This window comes from Methylobacterium sp. CCH5-D2, from assembly GCF_001556475.1.
GTDB classification, from domain to species: Bacteria; Pseudomonadota; Alphaproteobacteria; order Rhizobiales; family Beijerinckiaceae; genus Methylobacterium; species Methylobacterium hispanicum.
In genome coordinates this window covers 1-2,929 of the sequence record NZ_LSIX01000395.1, presented here as the reverse complement: position 1 = coordinate 2,929, position 2,929 = coordinate 1, and the positions used below count along the sequence as shown (strand labels likewise).

The 2,929-nt window shown below is 74.0% G+C and carries 2 protein-coding genes and 1 pseudogene; all 3 read right to left on the bottom strand.

All coding sequences use genetic code 11. The features are described from left to right. Window positions 1-558: pseudogene (locus AX737_RS10190) on the bottom strand (hypothetical protein); the annotation flags it as partial. Window positions 559-823: 265 nt separating this feature from the next. Continuing rightward, window positions 824-1,237, bottom strand: a complete 414-nt coding sequence (locus AX737_RS10185) for a histidine kinase (protein WP_066921034.1) — start codon at window positions 1,235-1,237, stop codon at window positions 824-826. Window positions 1,238-1,653: 416 nt separating this feature from the next. Further along, a partial coding sequence (locus AX737_RS10180; protein WP_066921032.1) for an outer membrane beta-barrel protein occupies window positions 1,654-2,929 on the bottom strand: 1,276 nt, incomplete at its 5' end.

Genomic DNA, 2,929 nt, shown 5'->3' with positions numbered 1-2,929 from the left:
GGGCACGCCGTAGAGGCGGGTGAGGGCGACGAGATCGACGTCGCTCGCCCGGATCTGGCCGTAGGTGCCCGAGCCCGTCTCGGCCCCCCCGGAGACGCTGACCGCCGCGCCCGCCGCGGTCAGCTCCGCGATGCGGCCGGCCCGCACGTCGCGGGCGGTGACCTCGCGGTAGGTGACCGTCTGGCGCAAGGGGCCGGGGCCGGGATGCTCGGAGACGAGGACCGGGATCGTGATGCTGGCCGCCTCCAGCCGGGCGAGGCGGGCCGGCCAGGTGTCGGCGGCGCCGGGGCGCAGCAGGGCGGCGAGCTCGTCCTTGGACAGGCGCGTGCCGCTCACCGTCACCCGGGGCGCGCGGAACGCGGCGCCGCCGAGCGGCAGGACCACGTCCGTCAGGGTGACGTCCTGCACCGCCGAGGCCGCCTCCTGCGCGGCGAGGGGCAGGGGTGACAGGCCGAGCGGGAGGCCGGGCGGCAGGCCGAGCGGGAGGGCGAGGGCGCAGGCGAGGCTGCCCGCGCGTGCCGCCCGCGCGGAGCGGGCGCGGCCCTTCGGATGGCTCATGGTGGTGTCCGGATCGCCGACGGCTTGTCTGGATGGGCTTGCGGGCCGGGCAGGGTTTCCGGCCGGGCACCATCCGTGCCGCACTTCGCTCCCGCAGGCAATCAGTGTGCGGCGCCGCACGGCGGGTCGGCCGCCACCTGTCGTGCGGGCGCAACGGACGGCGCGCCCGCCGGACGCCCGAACGAGGAAGGGCCGCCCCTGGCGGGACGGCCCTCTCGGTCAGGATGCCGTGGCGGGTCGCCCGCCACGGATCCGTGACGTGCCCTTACTTGATCAGCGCGAGCAGCGCCTTGCCGGCCTTGGAGTTCAGCTCCTTGGCGTCGAGCGTGCCGTCGTTGTCCGGGTCGGCGGCCTGGAAGCGCTCGGCCACGGCCGCGAGGTACTCCTTCTTGTCCAGCGTGCCGTCGCTGTCCGGGTCCGCCTGGCGGAGGCCGGCCTTGCCGAGGCGGCCCTTCAGCTCCTTGGCGTCGAGGGTGCCGTCGGCGTCCTTCTCGAGCCGGTCGAAGGTGGCCGAGGCCACGGCCTGGACCTCCTTGAGATCAACGGTGGCGTCGTTGTCGGTGTCGATCATCTTGACGGCGGCGGCGCCGTTCGTGGGCTTGGCGAAGGCGACCGGGGCGGCGACCGACGAGACCGCGAAGGCGAGGGCGGCGAAAGCGCTGGAAACACGAAGGCTCATTGCCAGTTTCTCCCAAAAAAGATTGCCCGATTCACCTAGATCAAGGCAGTGCGGTGCACAAGAGGCTTGAGGGGGCGGGCGGGCTGCCGCGCCGCGATTTTCGCGCGACCGCGTCCCGGCGGCGCGGATCGAACCGCGAAACGCAGGTGATCCGGCCCGTCCGGTCGGTACTCGGCCGGAACCGGGCGGCCCGACGCAGAAGCGCTCGTCGCGGCGGTGGAGGCGGTCGTCGCGGGGCCGGCCGTACGCGTCGCGGCGGGCGCCTTCGCGGCCGATGTCGCGCGCGCGCTCTGGCGTTTTCCCGTGATCCGGGCGCATGCGACGCGAAGCGCGCGTTCTCGCGCTCGGGGGGCAACCCGGCGCGGCGGGGATCGTTCCGCGAAGACTGATGTCCTTCCCGGCCCGGATGCGGGATCTCAGGGATTCACGCGCAGGCCGAGCAGGAAGGTGTTGCCGCGGAAGCTGACATTGGCCACCGTGCTGTCGATCTGCTGGTAGAGATAGGTGCCGCGTAAGGTAAGCCAGCGGGTGAAGCGGTAATCGACCCGGGCCGTGGCCGAGAAGCCGGTCTCGCGCGTCGTGGTGCCCTGGTAGCTGTTCTGCAGGACGGCGGCGCCGAGCACGATCGAGAGGTTGCGGAACAGGTCGTGCTGCACCTCGACCGTCGCGGTCTCGGTGATCGCGCCGCTCGAGCCCCGCAGGGTCGTCTCGCTGACCGCGCTCTGGGCGCCGAGCCGCACGGCGGTGAGCGGGCTGAGCTGCCAGGTGAGCGCGGCACTGAGGAGCGGGGCGTCGATGTCGGCGAGCGCCGGGTCCGGATAGGTCCGGTGCTGCAGGCCGCCGGAGATCTCCCCGCTCAGGGCGGGCCCGAGCGCGAAGGCCGCGCCCGCCGTCAGCGCCACGCCGGTCGAGTCGCGGCGCAGCCCGGTCGCGTCGCGGGCGCTGTCGTAGACGCGGGAATCGGCGAGCACGTCGACGAAGGGGGTGAGGGCGGGCGAGACCTCGTAGGCGGTGCGCAGGCGCAGGCCGTACTGGTTCAGGTTGCGGTCGCTCTGGACCAGGGTGGTGCCGTCGCTGAGCCGGGCATCCTCGAAGGTGCTGCGGTCGAAGAGCCCGCGCAGCGAGACCGAGAGCCGGTTGAAGCGCTGGGTGGCGCCGAGCGAGGCGCCGTAGGACGCGATGAGCGGGCGGGTCGTGGCGTTGGTGGCCTGGAGGTCGATGCTGCCGACGCGCTGGGTGTCGACGAGGAAGCGCCCCTCCGCGTCGAGGCGCAGGTCCCGGCTCGCGTCCACGCCGAGGCGCACCGCGCCGGTGGCGCTGGGGCGGCTCGCGGACTCGTTCTGCGGATATTCGAGATAGGCGCCGCGCAGGTCGCCCGAGAGCTCGGCCGCCGACCAGTCGCTGCGGAAGCCGAGCTCGGCCTCGCTGCGCAGGGCGACCGAGCCCCGGGCGGCGGCGCCCGCGGCCTGGTTCGGGTTGGTGTCGTAGCCGAGGCTCTGGGTGAAGGCCGGCAGCAGCGTGAGGCCGCCGAGCCTGAGCCCGAGCGGGGCGTAGGCCTCGTCCACCTGGAGCGGCGGGCGCAGGCCGTTGGCGAGCAGCAGGCCGGGCGTCACGAGGCCGAGGATCGGGGCCGGGATGGTGGCGGGGATCGTGGCCGGCAGCGGCACGCCGCTCACCGCGCTGCGCACCACC

What these genes read in the sequence shown, in the direction of transcription:
- AX737_RS10185 (WP_066921034.1), bottom strand. Translation starts at nt 1,237, where the DNA reads ATGAGCCTTCGTGTTTCCAGCGCTTTCGCCGCCCTCGCCTTCGCGGTC.